Here is a 20,254-nt window from a genome sequence, read left to right as displayed (position 1 = left end):
TTGGTCATAGTCAAGAGGGTAATAAAATGAAAAAAGTACTTTCAGCTTTAACTATCACAGCTTTAATGGCCTCTCCTGTCTTTGCTGATGCACAGCATAAACATGGTGATGATAAAACAGGTTCAATGAGTGGAATGATGCATCATGAAAAAATGACATCAATGAATGAGCACATGCAAGAAATGCGCGAAGCTATGGAAAAAATAAAAAGCGAATCCGATCCCAAGAAACGTAAAAAACTAATGGAAGAACACATGAAGTCAATGCAGAAGGGAATGCAAATGATGAACCATGGGATGGATAAAGGCATGAACAAAGGAGAACATAAAAAGGGAGACAAAGCAGAGCAAATGGGCAAAGAGAATATGATGAATAAAATGAAAATGATGGAGCATAGAATGGATATGATGCAAATGATGATGGAGCAGATGATGGAACATCAGAGTGAAGAAAAAAAGGAAATGTAGTAGAGATTAAGCTCTCCGTTGGAAATGCCGCTACTTGCAGTGTGCAAGTAGCGGTACTTTTTCAATATATCTAATTTACAACGGTATTTTTAAGGAGGAAGTTATGAAACTTAATGCAAAGAAATTTGGCTTAGCAGCTGGCGGTGCTTTCGCAGTTTTATGGGGAGTTTGTAGCTTGCTAGTGCTTATTATGCCCTCTAGCATGATGGCTTTAACAGAAGGCATGGTTCACGGAAAACTCTCTGGTTTCGAGTGGCATTTGAGTTTTAGTGGATTTGTTACGGGATTATTCGGGTGGTCCTTGGGAGCTATGATTACTGGCTGGCTAATTGTAACGTTATATAATAAACAAATGAAAACGGCTAAATGAGATTGTTGTCAAACTGGAAGCCTTTAAATCTGTTGCTCTGAAACTTTGCTTATTCCTGATCTGGGGATCAGCGATACTTTACCGACCAATAAGTTAAAGTTGATCGAATTGCCAGTATTAAAGACCGGAGAATACGATTTTCATTGTCAGATGCAAAGGTATCTAGGAAAACTTATTGTCAAATAAGTGAGACAAATAAGAGCTAATATGAATGAAAAAAAAGTGCTTATAACAACTATTATCACTCCTGAACTAGCTTAACCTGGACTTCCCAGCTTTCACTAGACAGTCTGTAAATTCTCAAAGTACGCCTTTTCAAAGTTAGCAGGCGATACGCCGCCTGTATGAGAATGACGCTTTTTCGGATTGTAAAACATCTCGATAAAATTAAATATCTCAGTCTTCGCCTCATTTCGGTTTGGGTATATTTTCTTTCGAATAACCCGCTTTTTAAACGTGGCAAAGAAGCTTTCAGCAACAGCGTTGTCGTGGCAGTTCCCACGTCGGCTCATCGACGGTATTAGGTTGTGCTCTTTCATGAACGCCAGGTAATCAGAGCTGCCGTACTGGCTGCCCTGATCGCTATGCACCAACACCTTCTCTTTTGGACGTCGCTGATAAACCGCCATGAGCAGTGCTCTGATAACCAGGTGTTTATCCATATTTTTGTCCATTGACCAGCCGACAACGCGCCTGGAGAACAAGTCGATAACCGTTGCCACGTAAAGGAAACCTTCATAGGTGCGCACGTAGGTAATGTCGCTTACCCACGAAGTATTCGGCGCTTTTGGGTTAAACTGCCGCTCTAAGACATTGTCTGCCACCCGGCCAGGCTTACCGCCTTTTATATGCCGACGTTTATAACCGATTTGAGCTCTGAGCTTATTGAGGCGCATGATCTTAGCAACACGATGAACACTGCATTTTTCACCGGCTTCACGTAAGTCTTTGTGGATCCAGGGGCTGCCGTAAGTGCCGCCACTGGCAATGAAGAACGCTTTAATGCGTTTTAAAAGCCGTGCGTCTTCTATGGCGCGGTCGCTCAAAGGTTTCTTCAACCAGGCATAGAAGCCACTGCGGTTCAGTTTCAACACCCGGCACATGGCCGAAACAGAGAACTGATTTTGATGATCACGGATAAAGGCGTACTTTACTCGGACTCGCCTGCAAAGTACTTTGCGGCCTTTTTTAATATATCCCGTTCCTCCTTAACGCGTTTTATCTCAGCTTCAAGCTTTGCTATGCGCAGTTGTTCATCGGAGGATTTATTGGCTTTATTGTCCTGACCGTATTTAGCACGCCAGTCGTAAAGTGATTTGACGGAAATGCCCAGACGATCAGCGACATCATAAACAGAATGGCCGCGCTCAGTGACCTGCTTGACGGCTTCAATTTTAAATTCTTCGGTATACCGTTTGCCTTTGCTCATAAACACCTCTAGTTTGAGTTACATTGTAACTGTTAAAAGTGTCTAGCAAAGTCTGGGAAGTCCAACCTATCACCAACCAGCAGCTAAACCCGAAATATTGGTAACTGTCCAGTGAAGTTAAGCTAGGTTATCTCACCCAGCGCAGCAAGATAATTGGCTAACATCTTTAGTAAACGTTTGAGCGCATAATTTTAAGCCTTCTACCATCGTAAGGTATGGGAAGAGCTCATCAGCCAACTCATTGACTGTCATTCCTGCTCTTATCGCCATTACAGCAGCTTGAATCAACTCACCAGCTTCTCCTGCGACGACTTGAACACCGAGCAGCCGGCCGCTGCCACTTTCTGCGACAATTTTTATAAACCCTTGGGTATCGAAGTTAACCAATGCCCGTGGGACATTTTCAAGGCCCAACGTGCGGCTTTCGGTGACGTAACCACCAGTTTTAGCATCAGCTTCTGATAAACCCACCGTGGCGACTTGTGGATCAGTAAAGATAACCTCGGGCATGGCACTGAGATCAAGATGCGCATCACCGCCCGTCATGTTAATAGCGGCTCGGCTGCCGCCTGCGGCGGCGACATAGACAAACTTCGGCTGATTCGTACAGTCGCCTGCCGCATATACTCTTGAGTTAGAGGTTTGCATGCGATCGTTAATCGTTATGGCACCGCGCTCGGTTTGTACGGCGATGGTTTCTAAATCGAGGTTTTCCGTATTGGGCGTGCGGCCTGTGGCCACGAGCAGTTGTTCTGCTTTTAATGTTCCGGCATTGGTTTTGAGAATGAAGTGTTGTCCGTCGTAACGCACTTCGCTGGCTTCTGTATGCTCAAGCACATTGATGCCTTCGTGATAAAAAACAGTGGCTATTGCCTCACCAATGGCAGGCTCGTCTTGGGATAACACCCGACTGCGAGCCAAAACAGTAACTTCACTACCGAGACGCGCGAAGGCCTGTGCTAATTCAAGAGCAACAACCGAGGCTCCAATAATAGCGAGGCGCTTAGGAATGTTACTTAGCCCTAATGCGCTTGTCGAAGTAAGGTAAGGGGTTTCAGCTAAGCCGGGGATGGGTGGTTGTGCGGGTCGGGCCCCGGTGCCGATAAAAGCACGGTCAAAGTGAACCGTTTGCTCACCGCCATCGCAAAGTGATACGGAAAGAGTTTCATCGTTTATAAAGCGGGCTTCGCCGTTAATAACGGTAATGGCGGAATTCTCTCTAAGAATACTCTGGTATTTGGATTCACGGAGTTCTTCTACCCGAGCCTGTTGTTGCTCGAGGAGAGCTGATCGATTTACCTTAAGAGTATGGGTACTTAAGCCTTTATCAAAAGGGCTTTCTCGCCGCAGTTGGGCGATATGAGCCGCTCGGATCATGATTTTAGACGGGACACAGCCAATATTGACACAAGTTCCGCCAATAGTACCTCTCTCAATGAGCGTCACTCGGGCACCTCCCTCGGTCGCTTTGAGTGCCGCAGCCATCGCACTGCCGCCGCTACCAATGACAGCAATGTGTAAATTGTTATTACTCATAACGGTTACTCCTTGGTCTTTCAGTTTTACAGCAGCTATAAGGCATTGTGATGTTTCATGACTGATTTTTTGGTGCCGTTGCTTTCAGTGTTGATGGGTATCCTGCATTTGTCGTTGCTTCAGTGAGCTGCTTAACTGACGTTTTTTCGTCGTCGAATGTCACGGTTGCATCCCGCTCTTCAAAACGGACATCGACGGCGCTCACACCTGCAACTTGGCCAAGTGCAGCTTTGACAGTAATTGGGCAGGTGACGCATGTCATACCGGGTACTGATAGCGTAACCGTTTTCTCAACCGCCAATGCGGGCATGCTAAACAGTAAAAATAAAATGGTTGTTATCATTGTTTTTTTCATCGTGTATTGCCTCCTAGTAAAACAAAGGAACAACATAGGGGTAAGCCAATGCTGTTAAAGTAAGCACCGCAACGAGCCAAAACATCACTTTGTAGCTCTTACGAGCATTTGGCGTTGCGCAGGTGTTATCAGGGTTGCAGTCATCAGCACGCCGGTATATTCGACGCCAGGCAAAGAATATGGCAATCAATGCAATGGTAATAAAAATGGGTCGATAAGGCTCAAGTGCTGTGAGGCTCCCAATCCAGGCCCCGGATACACCGAGTGCAAGTAATATGAGGGGACCCAGACAACACGCAGATGCCAGAGTCGCTGCGATCCCTCCCGCGAGAAGAGAGCCCCGACCAGATTTTGAATTTGACATAAGAGTAACTCCTTCGGGCATTTTGCTTTAATGTGTTAATCTTAAACCCGTACCTCACTACGGAAGCAATAGCTATGTTAAAAAAACGCAACGTAATGACAATTGGCACGCTGGCCAAAACAGCCGGCGTGGGCGTGGAAACGGTGCGCTATTATCAGCGCCGAGGGCTAATGAGCGAGCCGGAAAAGCCGTATGGGGGGATCCGACATTACGACGAACAAGCGCTTGCTCGGCTTCATTTTATTCGCGCGTCTCAATGGCTTGGATTTAGTCTGGATGAAATTGGTGAGCTATTAACTCTGCAAGATGGCGCTCATTGCGATGAGGCACGGGAGCTTGGGGAGCAAAAGCTCACCAGTGTTCGTCGAAAGATATCGCACTTACAGCAAATTGAACGAGCGTTGAATGAGCTGGTGCAAAAATGCAGCGCCGGACACGGAGATGTCTATTGTCCACTGATGGCCTCGCTTAATGACGGGGTTGAGGACGCTACCACGGACAAACATAAGGTGCGTTAGTCTGTGTAGTAAAACTTTTGAGCGGAGTTCTTTAACTGAATTGCTTTATAGCTAACGCCAGCCATACACAAGAATCCCCATACCGGTTAGCACAAACGCCGTGCCAATCAGGTCGAAATTGGATAGTGGCGATTTATCGACAATTCGCAGCCAGACTATGGCAGTTAACACGTAAATACCACCATAAGCTGCGTAGACCCGCCCGCTTTCCGCCGGATGAAGTGTTAACAAGTAAGCAAATAAGGCTAAGCTCACTGCCGCCGGAATGAGCAACCAAACCGAATGGCCCTCTTTGAGCCATAGGTAGGGTAAATAGCATCCGACAATTTCAGCAATTGCGGTGGCAATAAATAAGCCCAATGTTTTCATTAAAAATAATGCACTCATTATCAGTTGTCCCTACAGGCTTCATCAGGATCTTCTAGTTCTACCGTTGTATGGCTTAAAGCATAGGGCGCAAGGACGTCATCGATGCGCTGTTTTAAATCGCTACGGGCCTCGATATCAAGGTTTTTAGATAACACCAAATGAACGGTTAATACATGCTCCTCGCCATCTAGTGACCAAAAATGCAGATGGTGTAGGTCAGCAACATGAGGTAGCTCCAGCAAAGTGTCAGCGACTTGTCTGTAGGTTTCTTTGTCCGGAGTTGCTTGTATGAAGAGTTTCAGCGTTGCCCACAGGTTGCGCAGCACATTCACTAAAATAAATAGAGTAAAACCAATCGACAGTAGCGGATCGAGAATTGGCCAATCCACAAACAGCAAAACAATACCAACGATAAGTACAGCGACCCAGCCGAGAACATCCTCCAGCAAGTGCCAGTTAATAACGCGTTCGTTTAACGTTTTGCCCTCTGACAATTTGTAAGCAGCAAATCCATTAACTGTAATGCCAACGACGGCTAAAGCAATCATGCCATCAGCGACGGGCATCTGAGGGTTCCAGAGTCTGGGAATTGCTTCCACAAGTACCCAGGCAGAGCCTGCGATTAACACAACGGCATTAATAAATGCACCGGCAAGATTCAGTCTTTTATAACCGTAGGTAAAGTGTTGGTTAGCCTGTTTTTTGCCAAGTTTATTTAGTATCCACGCGAGACCTAACGACAGGCTATCGCCAAGATCATGAACGGCATCAGCTAAAATGGCGGTACTGTTGGTAAGAAAACCACCAATGAACTCAATAATGGTAAAAACAAAGTTAAGCAGGAATGCCCAACCTAATCGGTTGGACGGCATGTCCTTTGAGTGATCATGGTTATGGTGATGTCCCATAATACGTTCCTCTTTTAATAAAAGGGGGCGACAATAACCGCCCCCTTAAATGCTATTGAACCCTAACGGCTCAGATCCTTAATTTTTTGTTTCGAAAACCAAGGATAGAGCACGGGTAAGATAACCAATGTCAGCAGAGTAGCTGATACCAAACCACCAACAATGACGGTAGCCAGTGGGCGTTGAATTTCAGCCCCTGCACCGGTTGCAAACAGCATGGGAATGAGTCCTAACGCTGAGGTTATTGCTGTCATTAATACCGGGCGTAGTCGCGACCACGCGCCATCAAACACGGCATCATTAACCGCATGCCCATCGGTTATTCTCTGGTTAATACTCTCGACCAGAACCACACCGTTTAGTACCGCCACACCAAACAGTGTGATGAAACCCACGGCGCTGGGCACCGATAAGTACTGTCCTGACACATAGAGTGCCACAATACCGCCGATGACTGCCAATGGTACATTCACCAAAATCAACATGGCTTGACCCATGGTGCCGAAAGCAAAATAAAGCAGCAGGGCGATGAGTGCCAGCGATATGGGAACGACAATGGACAAGCGCTCCTGTGCTCGTTGTTGACTTTCGAACTGGCCACCAATGTCGACTGAGTAACCGGTTGGTAAATCCACCTTCTCGTCAATCGCCTTCCTAATATCGGCAACCACGCTACCCATGTCACGACCCTGAACGTTCGATTGAATCACAACGCGACGCTGTACGTCATCACGACGGATTTGCGGTGGTCCTGATTCAATTGCGACGTGGGCGACTTCGCCTAAGGTTACCCAGGCCCCTGAGGGAGTTAACAGGCGTAACGAACGAATAGACTCCGGCGTATCGCGGAATTGCTTGGCCAGCCGCACGTAAATATCATAGCGCTCATTACCGCGAATGATCTGGCCTGCCGAAGCGCCACCCAAGCCATTGTCGACAACGCTCAGTACATCGGTGACATTTAAGCCGTAGCGTGAGAGTTGCTGGCGTTTCGGCGAAACCACGAGTTGTGCTTCACCTTTTATTTGCTCCATCGCTACAGCAACCGCCCCGTCAACTTGCTTGACGGCACCTTCTATTTCCTGGCCTTTACGGGCCAACACGTCAAGCTCGGGTCCAAATAGTTTGATGGCTAGCTGCGATTTTACACCTGAGAGCAGTTCATCAACCCGTGTTGCAATAGGTTGTGAAAAATTAAACAACAAGCCTGGGTGAGCATCTAGTTTTGCCTCCATTTTTTCTTGTAAGGCGTAGCGATCGGATGCCGTTGTCCATTCGGATTGCGGCTTAAGGCCCACATATATCTCGATGTTGCTGATAGGCTCTGGATCACCGCCCACTTCAGCTCGTCCAATGCGGCTGAGTGCGTAGGTGGTTTCCGGGAACGACATCAGGATTTTTTCAAGCTTCGGAGCCACCTCTAAGGCCGTTTCAAGGTTAGAGGAGGGGGCTAATGTCACGCGAATATTAATCGTGCCTTCTTCCAATTCGGGCGCAAATTCTGTGCCGAGACGAGGCACTAACACCAAAGCGCCGACAAACAGCACACCGGCCAGGGTAATAACAGCCTTTTTACTGCGTAACGCCACCGATAATAGTCTTTTATAACCATTATCTAGTGGTTTAAGCAGTTTATTTTCACGAGGCTTAATACCCCGACTGAAAAAGTAACTGGCTAATGCCGGTACAACCATGATGGCCACAAAAACCGCGGAGATAATGGCCAACATAATACTGATAGCCATGGGCTCAAATAATTTAGCTTCAACACCCTGAAAACTAAACAGTGGCATAAAGACCACCAAGATAATCATGGCGGCAAAGAATACCGGTCGTGCCACTTCGTTCGCCGCTTCCTTAACTCGCAGCTTGATACCATGGCTATCGAGTTTGGCTGCCTGAGGATCTGGGTCGCGGTGCTCTGTGCGTTGCTCGGCGTCGTCTTGGTGTTCACTATCCGGACGACTTAAGTGCTTAAAGATGTTTTCAACCATCACCACGGAGCCGTCGACCAGCATACCAATGGCAACAGCAATCCCGCCCAGCGACATCAGGTTAGCTGACATGCCCATCGCGGACATTACCATCAGGGCAATGGCGATAGAAACGGGAATGGACAGTAACACTAAAAAAGTAGCGCGTATGTTGAGCAAAAACAGTGCTAATACTGCGATAATAAAGACAAAGGCAATGAGCAGTGAATACGCGACCGTAGATACGGCTTTTTGTATTAAATCGGCCTGATCATAATACGGCTCAAAGGTGACACCCTCGGGTAATGCTTGCTGAATAAGCGGAATGCGCTTTTTAATACCGTCGATGGTGGCTTTGGTATTCGAGCCCATGCGTTTGAGCACAATACCCGACACCACTTCGCCCAGCTGGTTGACCTCGCCGTCGACTTTACGCGACATTGAGACCGCTCCCTGGCGAATTTAACTGCCGATTTCGACGTCGGCAACCTGGCCCAGTGTTACGGAAACGCCGTCAACGGTTTTGAGCGGTATTTGTTGTATCTGCTGTAGACCTTTTTTACCGCTTTCCAGCCAGCCGGTGCCGCGAATAACCAACTGCTCCTGACCGCGGGGCATATACCAACCACCAACGTTACCGTTATTCTTGTTGACCGCGCCCATGACGTCTTGCTGGGTAAGGTCGTAAGACAGCAGCTTGGCGGGATTGAGGTTAACCTGATATTGCTTAACTTCACCGCCAAAGGACAAGACTTCGGTAATTCCCTCAACGGGCATCAGTAGCAGTTTAACCACATAGTCGTTAAGACTGCGTAGCTCCATGCTACTGACACCAGAGCCCGGCTCGGCAAGTAGCAGATACTGATAAACCTGGCCGAGACCGGAAGAGTTAGGGCCCATTTCGGGCGTGCCGACTCCCTCTGGAATCAACTCCTTTGCCGCTTGCAGCCGCTCGAATACCAGTTGCCGGGCAAAGTAGATATCGACACTCTCGTCAAATACCACGGTAATGCCCGATAAACCTGTTTTTGAGATTGACCGAACTTCTTTGACGTCGGGCAGGGCATACATCACCGACTCTATCGGATAGGTAATAAGCTGCTCGACTTCGGTCGCTGCTAATCCGGGTGCTTCCGTATTTACCGTTACCTGAACGTTGGTAACATCGGGGAAGGCATCCAGATTAAGTTTGGGAATAATAAAAAATGACGCAATGCTGATGCTGAATAAAGCCAATACCAATAACAGGCGATTGGCGACAGCAAACTGAATAATGCGCTGAAACATACAACCTCCTGTTAGTGGTTATGTGGGTCAAAACCGCCTTTAGCGATTTGTGAGCGAACGAAAAACGCGCCGTTATCGACGTACTCTGTGCCTTCCTTAACGCCTCGAATGACTTTCCACGGACCTTTTTCATCAACCAATTCGACTTTCTTCGGTTCAAACTTTCCGGGTTCGTGCTCAATGAATATCTGCCAGTCACCATCAGATGCCCGCATTAAGGCTGAGTCCTTAACTGCAAGCACCGGTCCATCCGACTTGACTGAGAAATAAACATCCGCAAATAAACCAGGGTGTAATTGGTCCTTTTCGTTATTTACCGCAAGTCGTACCGTTCGGGTGCGGGTTTTATGGTCTATTGTGTGGCCTTCCTGAATGACTTTTGCCGCAAAGCGCTGATTGTCGACACTCACTGTAACAGGATCACCAAACTGCACATTAAGGTCAGCTGAGCCTGGTAGACGAGCATTAACCCACAAGGTTTCTTCTTGCAGCACTTCAACCAAGTGATTTCCGGCATTAACTTGCTGGCCTTGCTTGAAGTTATCGCTAACCACAATCCCGCCAATTTCTGAGGTCAGTTGGTATTCGCCGATAGGGTAGTCAGCTTTACTTAAACGCTTAATATCACTGGCTGACATACCAAATGCTTTGAGTTGCGCTTGCGCTGAGGTAAAGGCGTTTTTCGCTTCAACAAAGCGTTTTTCACCAACCGTTGACTCACCGAGTGACTGCACGCGTTGCCATTCGTTAAGTGTGACCAAATACTGACTTTGCGCCTCCGCCATGGTGGCGCTGAAGAGGGTGGCTAGTGGTTCACCTTTTTCGACGTGGTCGCCAATACTGACAAAACGTTTGAGAACGGTCGAATCGATGCGCGGACTCACGATATAGCTATTAAAGTCGTTAGCAACCACCTCGCCCGGGGCATAAACCGGATATTCAATAACTTGAGTTTGCAAGGTTCGCGTGGTGATATCTGCCATAGACAGCTGCTTGCTGGATAGCTCCACGCCTGGGCTTTCCTTATGTTCACCTTGCTCGTGTTTGCCTTCTTCCTTGTGGGTATCTTCTTTTTCGTCGTGTCCGTGTTCATCCTGCGCCATAACCGAAAAGCTAAGCGCAAGTGCTATTGCTGCGTATAAAGGTTTTACTGACATCGTTTACTCTCCAATCTCTGCGTTTGTTGGCTGGCTTAACGGCGATAACGTCAGTGCTTTACTGAGTTCGCCCGAACGGTACAACCATTCAATGGCGGCCAACCGATATTGTGTTTGCAGCGCTATCCCTGCAAATTGGCTATCGAGCTGCTGTTGCATAGCGGTGAGGTAGTCTGTGGTGGATAGGTCACCGGCGAGCCAGGACTGTTCAATCACCTGCATCGACTCATCCTGCCGAGATTGAAAGTCTTTTTGCCAGCTTTGCCACTGTTTTTTCACAAAACGATAATTGTTAAGAGATGATTTCAGTGCTGCTTGCCATTGTTGCCTTAGTGCAATCAAACGTTTTTCTTCAGCAACAGCTTCGCTATTGGCTGCGCGTACCGCATCGCTGTAGTTATTGCGAATCTGTAGTGGAATGCTGAATGATAAGCCAACTACTGTTTCGTTATCGCTCTCGCCCGCTTCGACGCCTATGGTTGGGTTGGCGGTGGTTAACGAGCGTTTCCAGTCGACATCGGCGCGCTTTAATTGCCATTGCAGGTAAGCGGCTTTTAACGCTGGATGTTGTTGCCAACGAGTCGTTAACGCAGGTTCAACGTTAAATAGCTCCTCATTAATGGAGAGTTGACCGACATCAGACGTTGTTAGCAGAGCGTTTAACTCTGCTTCAGCGGATTGCAGTTGTTGATAAGCAGCTGCCGTTTGTTGCAGTTGCCGACTTAGTGCGAGTACCGTCAGTTGTTCGTCGACGGCACCTAAGTCACCGGCTTTACGTCGTTCGGCAACCAGGCTTATCGCCTGTTTAACGATTTTCTCTTGTTGCTCGGCCAGTGCGTAACGCTGTTTTGCATCCAGCCATTGCACATAGGCATTCAACAAAGTTTTAGCATGCGATGTCGCCGACTGGCGATAAATACTCACTGCCATAGCCGTCATGGCGTCACTCTGACTGGCTCTTGCTTCATTGCGAGTGCTCCAGTCCAGCGTTTGGCTTAGGCCAACAGTGTAATTATTGATGTCACCCTCGCGCTCTAAGCGTGACGATAAGCTAGGGTTGTACAAAGGTTGATTTAATTGTTTGCCCTGTTGGATCAGCGCTTCAGCCTGCTGTTGAGCGGCTTCAACACTGGGGTGTTGCTGCACAGTTTTTTGCCATTGATCGGGCAACTGTTGTGCATTGGCGTAGCTTGAACTTATTGCCAGACTAACGGCAATAAACAAGCGTTTGCTATGTGTCGAAAACGGACCCATAGATAGACTCCTCAGTCATATTACTGCGTAAAATAATGATTTTCTTGCGCTGCTAAAGCAGCTTATTAGGCAGTTATGAGGAGATAGGAGGCCGGAACAGCGGCGATGATAGAGGGTTAGTGTAAAACTCAGTATACCCAGGACGTATTGTGCCCATTCGTGGTAAAGCGAGAGTTTTTTCAGCCTTCATGGCATATAAATGAAATGAACCATGGCAGTGACAGCAATGATGGCAGTCAAAGCTGATTTCGCCACTTTTAGGGAGGTTTCGCTTATCGATGTGCGATTCGTCATGCTCAAAATTGAGGTGTTGCTCAGAAGATGACTGGTGAGATTGATGCACGTCAGCAACCGACTGACTGATTTGAGTCAGAACGGCAGCAAGCACCAGTAATAAAAATCCCAGTCTAAGCATCATTACCTACGTTTTAAAAAGACGTCACTACTGTACATTAATTAAAAGCCGTTCTCAATCAAAGCTTGTGACCTTTCCCCTGAAGTAACACCATATTTTCAATGAGATTTCTGTTTTGATTACTACTAAGTTCTCAAAATGCAATAATGGGAACAAGAAAACCCACTAAAAACGGGCGATTTCCCCCTTTATACCCTCCCTGCTTTGAATGTATTATTGGCAGCAGCTCGTTTCGTTTCAAACTGTTCGTCACGATGAGATATGGGATCAATATCCTGAGCGAGTAGCTCCCGATTTTGCTGGCGCTTTTCACGTGCTAACGCTAAAGACAAATCGGGGAAGGTGCCAAGGGTTAAATTTCTGCGGCGTTTGGTGAAGGGCTCGAAATAATTGAAGATCCAAACCCTCTTGCCCGATGGTTTGACTCTTAGGTGCAGTCCTTGACCATCAGAAAGGTTGTATTCTTTGTCTTTGGGCTTAGCCTCGCTAACTTCTCGAGCGCTCAATGGTTTAGTGTTACGGGGCATTTTAGTAACACGCCTTTAGTACATTTTATTCTGTGTTACTAAACAGTGTACTAAAAAGTGTGGATGTTACTGAACCAGAAAAGACTAAAAAAGACTCCAACCCCGTCCAAGTACTTGATTAATTAAAGCTTAAAGTACAAGTATGGACGGCATTGGAAGGGATGGTGGTGCCCAGAGGCGGAATCGAACCACCGACACGAGGATTTTCAATTAGTTATGACATTAGTTGGTAATCACCAATAGTTAATAAAAACAACCAGTTGCGGCGTTTCGTTCTTCTCATATTTACGGTCAAATTGGTACATTTCCATCTGAACTGGTACAAATTTGGTACATCTGTTATTTTGTGTTTTTGTTGTCTAGGTGTAAACGTTTCTAAATTGAAGTGGTTTTACAAGGATATTTTATGAAAACACTATTGCTAGTAATCAGCCTCGTTATGTTAAACGGCTGTGCGACGATAGGTATGATGCCAACAGATGCTTCCGAAGTCGATTTTGATGCGGTGGAGGGGAAAACCGGTTGGTCTGAGTACCAGCATGCGGAAACCTTCTACGGTTACAGTCCGGAACAAGTGTATGAGGCCGCTAAGGTTGGCTTGGGAAATGCAGGTTTTTCATTGCGGAAGGTAGATAAGATTAAGGGCGTGGTCATTGGTGAACACGGAATGACAGCACATGATTGGAATGTCTTAGCTGGGGTCTATTTTAGGTCTCTAAATGGCAAAGATACCCAAGTTAGGGTTCTTGTCGAGGGCTCAAAAGATATCGGTTTTAGTGGTGATGTAACTTCCGACGGCTGGAGTGGAAAAATATTGAGTGGCCTTCGCACGTACTTGAATGATACATATCAAGCGGTGCTAAAAGTAGACAAGGACGATATTAAGTAAGAAGCAATTTAGTTTGTAATGTTTCTTAAACAAAGCAATAACCGAAAGTGACTCATTAGTTCTACGAATAACTGGACTTCCCAGCTTTCACTAGACAGTCTGTAAATTCTCAAAGTACGCCTTTTCAAAGTTAGCAGGCGATACGCCGCCTGTATGAGAATGACGCTTTTTCGGATTGTAAAACATCTCGATAAAATTAAATATCTCAGTCTTCGCCTCATTTCGGTTTGGGTATATTTTCTTTCGAATAACCCGCTTTTTAAACGTGGCAAAGAAGCTTTCAGCAACAGCGTTGTCGTGGCAGTTCCCACGTCGGCTCATCGACGGTATTAGGTTGTGCTCTTTCATGAACGCCAGGTAATCAGAGCTGCCGTACTGGCTGCCCTGATCGCTATGCACCAACACCTTCTCTTTTGGACGTCGCTGATAAACCGCCATGAGCAGTGCTCTGATAACCAGGTGTTTATCCATATTTTTGTCCATTGACCAGCCGACAACGCGCCTGGAGAACAAGTCGATAACCGTTGCCACGTAAAGGAAACCTTCATAGGTGCGCACGTAGGTAATGTCGCTTACCCACGAAGTATTCGGCGCTTTTGGGTTAAACTGCCGCTCTAAGACATTGTCTGCCACCCGGCCAGGCTTACCGCCTTTTATATGCCGACGTTTATAACCGATTTGAGCTCTGAGCTTATTGAGGCGCATGATCTTAGCAACACGATGAACACTGCATTTTTCACCGGCTTCACGTAAGTCTTTGTGGATCCAGGGGCTGCCGTAAGTGCCGCCACTGGCAATGAAGAACGCTTTAATGCGTTTTAAAAGCCGTGCGTCTTCTATGGCGCGGTCGCTCAAAGGTTTCTTCAACCAGGCATAGAAGCCACTGCGGTTCAGTTTCAACACCCGGCACATGGCCGAAACAGAGAACTGATTTTGATGATCACGGATAAAGGCGTACTTTACTCGGACTCGCCTGCAAAGTACTTTGCGGCCTTTTTTAATATATCCCGTTCCTCCTTAACGCGTTTTATCTCAGCTTCAAGCTTTGCTATGCGCAGTTGTTCATCGGAGGATTTATTGGCTTTATTGTCCTGACCGTATTTAGCACGCCAGTCGTAAAGTGATTTGACGGAAATGCCCAGACGATCAGCGACATCATAAACAGAATGGCCGCGCTCAGTGACCTGCTTGACGGCTTCAATTTTAAATTCTTCGGTATACCGTTTGCCTTTGCTCATAAACACCTCTAGTTTGAGTTACATTGTAACTGTTAAAAGTGTCTAGCAAAGTCTGGGAAGTCCAAACTGCTGCTTAAAATTGGAGACACTTATATCTAATGCATTATTTAGGGGGGGTGGTTTGTTTAAAATTATAGTAGTTTTGGTTGGTGGCGTCCTAATCTACACGGTACTTGCCCAGTTAAACCCAGAGCCGGAAAACCACGCACAACCTCACCAACGTATCGAATTTAGAGCATTTGACAAGTGGGGGCGTGCGTTGAGTATAGAGATAAACAGTGACTTGCAGTCTATGCTTCAAGGGTTTCCCGCACGGCTCTATCCACAGGGCTCAAACCAATGCAAAGAACATTTGGTCAAGCTATCGCAGAACAAAGTTGAATTAGCTGTCTTTGCGATTAATAAAGATTTAGTTAATCATTCAGTCCACCAGATTGATGCGTTTTGCGTTGAGTCTAGTGGCTTAGATAAAAACTGCCGTGACCGCATAGTACAAAATAGAGCTAGTGATACTACTCCGGTTTCGATAATGCTAGGAATCAGGCAAGCATATGAGCAATGTACTCAGGAGAGCCGAATCACGCCAGTTCTTACCATATTCCCACTATAATATTAACTGCGAAGGCGGTAAGCCTTATTCATGGCTTCACACTGCCACGTTTAGAATTTAAATGTTGCATCAAATTAAAGCTGTGTATTTTTAGTTATTACTACTTAGTAATCGTCACTAGTTGACCTAGGCTCTATTCGAACTATGGGTTTAGGGCGCTCACCTTTGCTCATATTCGTTATAAACGTGCTGGCAATCATTACATAAATAATCTCCGCTCTCATGCGGATGTAGAATATCAAAAGGCTCCACTATGTTATCGCCATAACAGCCGAACTCCATAAATGAAAGTCCAGGGCACGGATGATTGAAAACGGGTTGAATACATTGTTCTAGAATTTTCACCTGCTTACCGACCAATTTGTTGGTTTGCCCACCCTCATCGATTAGCTTTTTTATCACTCCATATACACTTTCTCGATGGTACACAGACTCCTTAATGTAGCTCTCGAGAACTTCATTTTCATGTTGAATTAACTCTTTTAAAATTTCTATGTTCATCATACGACATCCCTCTATCGAATCAAATGCGCAGTTGGATTAGCGCTGGAGAAAAGAGAAGTAAAATCAGGTTAAAGCTAGATGTTCAAAAACTCTCTTTTATGTTACATATTTGTATGATAGCTCTTATCACTTAACGATCAAGCGCGAGTTCGAGGAAAAGATATATGGATCGGCGAGGAGTCAGAAAGTGAAGCAGGTATATATGGTGACTTATCCAACAGGGAAAATATACATCGGTAAAGATAGCGTCGGAAGTTACCGATATTTTGGTAGTCCAGATATTGCGGTGGTAAATCGCGATTTTGAAAACCTCTCTGAAGCAGTCAAGCGAGATTATACTGTTAGGAAACAGATACTTTGGGAGTCTCTAAATTGTTCAGAGGCAGAGTTGGCTCAGAAAGAGGTAGAAATGATTCGTAAGCATAAATCTAATAATCCAAAAATTGGCTACAATCGTTGGCCGAAATGGTGTGAATAAGAGCGGTATAGTGATGAGATCCTAGGTAGTAGGCGAACTCATCTGGTAAAAGATTGTTTTACTGACCAAATAGGGATGATGTGACTTTGACATCAAAAAAAGAAAAAATATTAAAGGGAGTTCATAAGCTACGGAAATCTTCAAAGGAGGGGGAACGTGAATTTTACGAATCGCTGGCTAATGATCCAAAAGCGAAAGAAAAGCTTCAAAAATACGTTACTAAGTGGTCAGATCTGTATTCACTTTCCTTCATTGAATTCCTAGCATTGTTTGCGGCAGTGGCTGGTATAGATACAGTTCTTGAGAAGGCTGCTAAGCACTCCGAGCCATTGAATATAAAAGAGTCATTTCTTGATCAGATGAAAGATTTCGAGCTCTCGACTGACGCGTTAGAGAGTCAAATGGGTACAGATGAAGCACGGAAAACACTCACTAGTTTCATCATGGCGTTGCATTTTAATGTTAAAGCTCTAGCGCATCGAAATCGAACTATTTGTGACATGGTTGAACAGGTTCGTACACGAGTTGAAAGGTACGAAGAAATTATTTTTGAGGCAGTTTCAATTGACCCATCGGTTATTACTAACGCGGAAATTGCGGAATATATCTCACGTTGGACCTCTGAACGTAATACCGTAAAGCTCGGAAAGCTATCCAAAGCAATCGTTGGGAAATATCCGATCGGAAGTCGGACTGTTGGGTTAGATGATTATCGATTTATGATTGCCGCGCTCGAAGATATCGACGGTACAGTAACTGTTGAGTCAGTGTATGAAATGAACCAATTGCTGAAATTGATAACTGAAGGTAAAGATATAGGTGCCGCCATGCAAAAGCACCTGTACAGACGGTCAAAAGATGCAAGGACATCAAATGCGTAGTCGACGTCCTAAACATTCCTGTTTAGATGCATAAAGTAAGAAACCTCATTCACAATCTGAGGTTTCAACAATGTCAAAAAATGAGCAAGTCCAAAAAAACACAGACGGCGATAATCTGTTTGCTTCAAAGAAGGAAACTGATTTCGGTGTCAATGCCAATCTAGCCGACGAGCAGGGTGCGCCACTTTGTAACACAGCACCCCCAAAATACCACCAAACCCGAATTATCCGATCTGGAATCGACAGCCTTTATTTGTCGTTTCGCGGCGAAGTGCGTTCAGGGCTCCTAAGCCAGCTCCAAGAAAAGAAAGAAATAGCTAAAGGCGGGCGGCGCAGCGGAAAGGCAGTTGCCGCGCTGCGCCTCGCTAACATACCTTTTAAGGTTAACGCCAAAGGTCAGGGCATGCATTCTTTTGTCGTATCAAACGCTCACTTTCGTCTCCGTGTTGCAGGAGAAAATGCAGGTAAGGTTCCTCCGCTGTATGTGGAGATATCAAGTGAACTACTTTCATGTTGTGGCTATGAGTCGTCACTTCAGGCCGCCAGAGAGGTAGCTGATTCGTTATTAGCGGACGCGGATAATGGCTCTATAAGTCGGATTGATTTATGCGTTGATTTTACCAGTACGATTGACTGGCAGGCCATCGATGCTAAACGCTGGCGGTGTCGCTCGAATCGCCGCTCGTTTTATCTAGAATCGGAACAGCTGTTGGGAAATGTCTTCGGTCAATCTGGCGAGGTCTCTGCGCGCTTATATAACAAAACCAAAGAGATCGAAAAATCAGAGAAAGTCTTCTTCAAAGAGCTGTGGCAGCAAAACGGCTGGGATGGTGAAAGCTCTGTCTGGCGGCTTGAATTCCAGTTACGCCGCGAAGCGTTGAAAACCTGTCAGTCGATCGATCCCGACTTTATCATCGAGCTATTTAACTCATTGTGGCGCTACTACACCACGCAATGGTTGTCGCTTTGTGACATTAATCCAAGCGATAGTAATCGCTCACGTTGGCCGCTCGCTGCTGAATGGCGAACACTCTCAAAGGCAAAGTTTACTCCGCACCCTGTGGAAAATATTCACCGTCTGGACTTTGAGTGTATACCGAGCGATGAATCCATCTTTGTCGGAACCACAGGCTATTTAACAAGCTTCATGGTTAAGTACGAAATCGAGTCAATGGCAGAAGCACTTGCCGTTTATCTTGAACACGCCAGAAGTTACTTCAAATCGGCAGAGAACAAACACATTTCATTCGATGCTTACGTCGAGAAAAAGGTCGCAGAAAAACAAGTGAAGTTCGTCAAACTTGGAACTCTGCTGGAGTCGGAGGAATGAGGCATGAAAACTTTCGACCTTCACCAAGCAGCGAAATACCTGTGTATTTCAGAATCCCACTTGGGCGAATTGGCACGCAGTCGACGTATCAAAGCGGCAAAGCCTGGCAAGCGTTGGGTGTTCCTCGAAAAAGACCTTGTGGAATACCTGGATGCTTTATATTCTTTTGGTGTGAACACGCCGCAACAAGGTTGTGATGAGGAGGAATCATCATGGCATTGTACAAACGTGGGAACCTCTGGTGGACTCGCTTCACGGCACCAAACGGAGAGAGAGTATCGCGCTCTACTGGCACCGAAGAAAAGAAGCGGGCACAAGAGTATGAAGACCACCTAAAGAGCGAAGCTTGGCGGGTGTATAAACTGGGAGAAAAACCACGTCGCACATGGAAAGAAGCTGTTGTGCGCTGGTTACAAGAACGAGCCAGCAAAGCCGATGCAAAGAAAGACTTAGGCAAGCTCCGTTGGCTCGATAACTATCTCGGCGCTTTGTACCTTGATGAAGTCAATCGTGATGTAGTCGATGCAATTAAGCATAAACGCTTAGAAATTGCGTCAACCAGTACCGCAAATCGTTACCTAGCATTGATTAGAGCGATTTTACGGGCAGCACGCGACGAATGGGAATGGATCGACCATATTCCCGCTATCAAGCTCTATAAGGAGCCAAGAAAGCGAATACGTTGGTTACGACCCGACGAAGCACAGCGATTATTAAGTGAATTACCGCGCCATTTGCAGTTAATGGCGATCTTTTCACTGGCGACAGGTTTACGGCAATCCAATGTCAGTTACCTGCGTTGGGATCAGGTCGACTTAGAACGCGGTTACGCATGGATCCATCCCGATGAGTCGAAATCAGGTCGGGCGATCAATGTTCCACTGAATAACGATGCGCTGGCAGTCTTGCATGAAGTGCAGGGCGAGGATAACGACTACTGTTTTGTCTATCAGGGCAAGCCAGTTGAACGTACCTCTACCAAAGCATGGCATGCAGCACTGAAACGAGCGGGTATTGAAAATTTTCGTTGGCACGATTTACGCCATACATGGGCAAGCTGGCATGTGCAAAACGGTACAAGCTTACAAGAATTGCAGGAGCTTGGCGGTTGGGCATCTTTTGAGATGGTGTTGCGCTATGCACACTTGGCGAAAGGGCAGCTGAAACGTGTGGCAAACAACGTCGGCGGTACAATTGGTACAAATCTGGTACAAAGGCGGAAAGTAAAAAGCCCCGCTGTTGCCAGCGAGGCCTTTAAAATAGTGGTGCCCGGAGGCGGAATCGAACCACCGACACGAGGATTTTCAATCCTCTGCTCTACCGACTGAGCTATCCGGGCAACGGGGCGTATTAAACGAGTTTTTGGCTTCAGAGTCAACCGCTTTTTCGGGTTTT

General features: G+C 46.3%; 21 protein-coding genes, 1 tRNA gene and 2 pseudogenes. 11 read left to right on the top strand and 13 right to left on the bottom strand.

The genetic code is table 11. From position 1 onward, the window contains the following. Positions 1-26 precede the first annotated feature (26 nt). The 3 genes from PSI9734_RS10955 (at position 27) to PSI9734_RS12110 (ending at position 1,023) form a co-directional block, all read left to right on the top strand. Positions 27-467: an EMC3/TMCO1 family protein gene (locus tag PSI9734_RS10955; protein WP_034818226.1), complete on the top strand. Its 441-nt coding sequence runs from the start codon at positions 27-29 to the stop codon at positions 465-467. Positions 468-570: 103 nt separating this feature from the next. Further along, the gene (locus tag PSI9734_RS10950; protein ID WP_034818180.1) at positions 571-837 is read left to right on the top strand and encodes a DUF5676 family membrane protein; all 267 of its coding nucleotides are present in this window, start codon (positions 571-573) and stop codon (positions 835-837) included. 45 nt (positions 838-882) lie between these two features. Continuing rightward, positions 883-1,023: a cupredoxin domain-containing protein gene (locus PSI9734_RS12110; protein WP_153849795.1), complete on the top strand. Its 141-nt coding sequence runs from the start codon at positions 883-885 to the stop codon at positions 1,021-1,023. Positions 1,024-1,118: 95 nt separating this feature from the next. Here PSI9734_RS12110 and PSI9734_RS10940 read toward each other — a convergent pair. From PSI9734_RS10940 to merT, 4 genes are all read right to left on the bottom strand, one after another. Then, a protein-coding gene (locus tag PSI9734_RS10940) for an IS3 family transposase (RefSeq protein ID WP_173921178.1) occupies positions 1,119-2,266 on the bottom strand; the annotation gives its coding sequence in 2 pieces (ribosomal slippage) (positions 1,119-2,029 and positions 2,029-2,266; 1,149 coding nt in all). 132 nt (positions 2,267-2,398) lie between these two features. Beyond that, positions 2,399-3,802 (bottom strand): mercury(II) reductase, encoded by a 1,404-nt coding sequence (merA, locus tag PSI9734_RS10935; RefSeq protein ID WP_034818177.1) that lies wholly within the window; start codon positions 3,800-3,802, stop codon positions 2,399-2,401. Positions 3,803-3,857: 55 nt separating this feature from the next. Beyond that, on the bottom strand, positions 3,858-4,157 hold the full coding sequence (gene merP / locus PSI9734_RS10930) for a mercury resistance system periplasmic binding protein MerP (RefSeq protein WP_034818174.1): 300 nt from the start codon (positions 4,155-4,157) through the stop codon (positions 3,858-3,860). Between the two features lie 13 nt (positions 4,158-4,170). Beyond that, positions 4,171-4,521: a mercuric ion transporter MerT gene (merT, locus tag PSI9734_RS10925; protein ID WP_011234881.1), complete on the bottom strand. Its 351-nt coding sequence runs from the start codon at positions 4,519-4,521 to the stop codon at positions 4,171-4,173. Positions 4,522-4,595: 74 nt separating this feature from the next. Between merT and merR the strand changes: the two genes are divergently transcribed. Beyond that, the gene (merR, locus tag PSI9734_RS10920) at positions 4,596-5,039 is read left to right on the top strand and encodes a mercury resistance transcriptional regulator MerR (protein WP_011234880.1); all 444 of its coding nucleotides are present in this window, start codon (positions 4,596-4,598) and stop codon (positions 5,037-5,039) included. Between the two features lie 51 nt (positions 5,040-5,090). Here merR and PSI9734_RS10915 read toward each other — a convergent pair whose 3' ends face one another. The 6 genes and pseudogenes from PSI9734_RS10915 to PSI9734_RS10890 form a co-directional block, all read right to left on the bottom strand. Then, complete coding sequence (locus PSI9734_RS10915) at positions 5,091-5,426, bottom strand: YnfA family protein (RefSeq protein ID WP_011234879.1); 336 nt, start codon at positions 5,424-5,426, stop codon at positions 5,091-5,093. 2 nt (positions 5,427-5,428) lie between these two features. Next, the gene (locus PSI9734_RS10910; RefSeq protein ID WP_011234878.1) at positions 5,429-6,316 is read right to left on the bottom strand and encodes a cation diffusion facilitator family transporter; all 888 of its coding nucleotides are present in this window, start codon (positions 6,314-6,316) and stop codon (positions 5,429-5,431) included. A 62-nt stretch (positions 6,317-6,378) separates the two neighbouring features. After that, positions 6,379-9,576: pseudogene (locus PSI9734_RS10905) on the bottom strand (efflux RND transporter permease subunit). A gap of 11 nt (positions 9,577-9,587) precedes the next feature. Further along, complete coding sequence (locus tag PSI9734_RS10900) at positions 9,588-10,733, bottom strand: efflux RND transporter periplasmic adaptor subunit (protein WP_173921182.1); 1,146 nt, start codon at positions 10,731-10,733, stop codon at positions 9,588-9,590. A 3-nt stretch (positions 10,734-10,736) separates the two neighbouring features. After that, on the bottom strand, positions 10,737-11,987 hold the full coding sequence (locus PSI9734_RS10895) for a TolC family protein (protein WP_173921181.1): 1,251 nt from the start codon (positions 11,985-11,987) through the stop codon (positions 10,737-10,739). Between the two features lie 603 nt (positions 11,988-12,590). Beyond that, a complete protein-coding gene (locus PSI9734_RS10890; protein WP_173921180.1) occupies positions 12,591-12,929 on the bottom strand; it encodes an integrase arm-type DNA-binding domain-containing protein in 339 nt (112 codons plus the stop codon). Positions 12,930-13,335: 406 nt separating this feature from the next. On the opposite strand from PSI9734_RS10890, the gene PSI9734_RS10885 reads away from it, so the two are divergent. Next, entirely contained in the window at positions 13,336-13,818 is a 483-nt protein-coding gene (locus PSI9734_RS10885) for a hypothetical protein (RefSeq protein ID WP_173921179.1), read from the top strand. Positions 13,819-13,908: 90 nt separating this feature from the next. On the opposite strand, the gene PSI9734_RS10880 is transcribed toward PSI9734_RS10885, so the two are convergent. Continuing rightward, a protein-coding gene (locus PSI9734_RS10880; protein ID WP_173921178.1) for an IS3 family transposase occupies positions 13,909-15,056 on the bottom strand; the annotation gives its coding sequence in 2 pieces (ribosomal slippage) (positions 13,909-14,819 and positions 14,819-15,056; 1,149 coding nt in all). 121 nt (positions 15,057-15,177) lie between these two features. On the opposite strand from PSI9734_RS10880, the gene PSI9734_RS10875 reads away from it, so the two are divergent. Further along, positions 15,178-15,666 (top strand): hypothetical protein, encoded by a 489-nt coding sequence (locus PSI9734_RS10875; RefSeq protein WP_173921177.1) that lies wholly within the window; start codon positions 15,178-15,180, stop codon positions 15,664-15,666. A gap of 159 nt (positions 15,667-15,825) precedes the next feature. On the opposite strand, the gene PSI9734_RS10870 is transcribed toward PSI9734_RS10875, so the two are convergent. Next, the gene (locus PSI9734_RS10870; RefSeq protein ID WP_173921176.1) at positions 15,826-16,170 is read right to left on the bottom strand and encodes a hypothetical protein; all 345 of its coding nucleotides are present in this window, start codon (positions 16,168-16,170) and stop codon (positions 15,826-15,828) included. Positions 16,171-16,357: 187 nt separating this feature from the next. On the opposite strand from PSI9734_RS10870, the gene PSI9734_RS10865 reads away from it, so the two are divergent. The 5 genes and pseudogenes from PSI9734_RS10865 to PSI9734_RS12155 all read left to right on the top strand — a co-directional run. Then, the gene (locus PSI9734_RS10865; protein WP_173921175.1) at positions 16,358-16,648 is read left to right on the top strand and encodes a GIY-YIG nuclease family protein; all 291 of its coding nucleotides are present in this window, start codon (positions 16,358-16,360) and stop codon (positions 16,646-16,648) included. Positions 16,649-16,734: 86 nt separating this feature from the next. Further along, positions 16,735-17,529 (top strand): hypothetical protein, encoded by a 795-nt coding sequence (locus PSI9734_RS10860; protein WP_173921174.1) that lies wholly within the window; start codon positions 16,735-16,737, stop codon positions 17,527-17,529. 70 nt (positions 17,530-17,599) lie between these two features. Further along, positions 17,600-18,859, top strand: coding sequence for a hypothetical protein (locus tag PSI9734_RS10855; protein WP_173921173.1), 1,260 nt, complete (start codon positions 17,600-17,602; stop codon positions 18,857-18,859). Between the two features lie 3 nt (positions 18,860-18,862). Next, a complete protein-coding gene (locus PSI9734_RS12055) occupies positions 18,863-19,195 on the top strand; it encodes a helix-turn-helix domain-containing protein (protein WP_246194924.1) in 333 nt (110 codons plus the stop codon). Between the two features lie 17 nt (positions 19,196-19,212). Continuing rightward, a pseudogene (locus tag PSI9734_RS12155) lies at positions 19,213-20,001 on the top strand (tyrosine-type recombinase/integrase); the annotation flags it as partial. 121 nt (positions 20,002-20,122) lie between these two features. Here the strand turns inward: PSI9734_RS12155 and PSI9734_RS10845 are convergent. Beyond that, positions 20,123-20,198: transfer RNA gene (locus PSI9734_RS10845), tRNA-Phe, on the bottom strand. Positions 20,199-20,254: the final 56 nt, after the last annotated feature.

The sequence above is a fragment of the Pseudidiomarina piscicola genome (assembly GCF_902806985.1).
Taxonomy (GTDB): Bacteria; Pseudomonadota; Gammaproteobacteria; order Enterobacterales; family Alteromonadaceae; genus Pseudidiomarina; species Pseudidiomarina piscicola.
The sequence above is the reverse complement of the archived record's forward strand: the minus strand, read 5'-3'. Positions and strand labels throughout refer to the sequence as shown.